Genomic DNA, 633 nt, shown 5'->3' with positions numbered 1-633 from the left:
CAGATCAGCATCACTTCCCCGCACGGGGAGCTGTATCACCAGTCCCTGCCCCTGGCCATTCTGGTGGCCAAGGCAAGCCGCACCGACGAGATCTTGCGGTTCACGTATGACGTGGTCGATCCGGACAGCGGAGAGACCACGTACAGCGGGGCCGCGCGCATCATGGTCCAGGACCTCCCCGACCCTCGAGCGGAAGTGCAGCCGGAGCCCCCGGCCGGAGCCACCGCACCGCACAGCATGCCGACTGAAGCGGAGTTGGCCGACCGGATGTTCGGCGCCGGCACCGCGGAGCAGCTGGCACACAGGAAGGCGCGGGAGGTCTGGCCGGAAGCTGACGGGTTCCTCCCGCACACCCGCGGCTGGACATTCGAGGTCGAGCACGGCTACGCATACGTCACGACCGCGGGAGTAGTCGCGCGGGAACCGCAGGGAACACGGTTCGACGCGGTGTCCTCCATGGGACGCCGTACGCCCCCCGCTCGCGTAGACGGACCAGGCTGCACGCCCGCCACCATCACCGTAACCGAGGTGCCAGACCGGGCGTACCTCGACCAAGACGGGGAATAAGCACGGCCCTGGGGCGCGCACCCCAGGGCCGGCCAGGAGACCCCCACGGGATCTCCAGGTGATGGC

General features: G+C 69.0%; 1 protein-coding gene. It reads left to right on the top strand.

What is annotated here, in order from left to right; all coding sequences use genetic code 11:
* Window positions 1–567 (top strand): hypothetical protein (locus AQI95_RS44275; RefSeq protein ID WP_208614443.1); only part of this gene is annotated, 567 nt, incomplete at its 5' end.
* Window positions 568–633: the final 66 nt, after the last annotated feature.

Source organism: Streptomyces yokosukanensis, from assembly GCF_001514035.1.
Taxonomy (GTDB): Bacteria; Actinomycetota; Actinomycetes; order Streptomycetales; family Streptomycetaceae; genus Streptomyces; species Streptomyces yokosukanensis.
The sequence above is the reverse complement of the archived record's forward strand: the minus strand, read 5'-3'. Positions and strand labels throughout refer to the sequence as shown.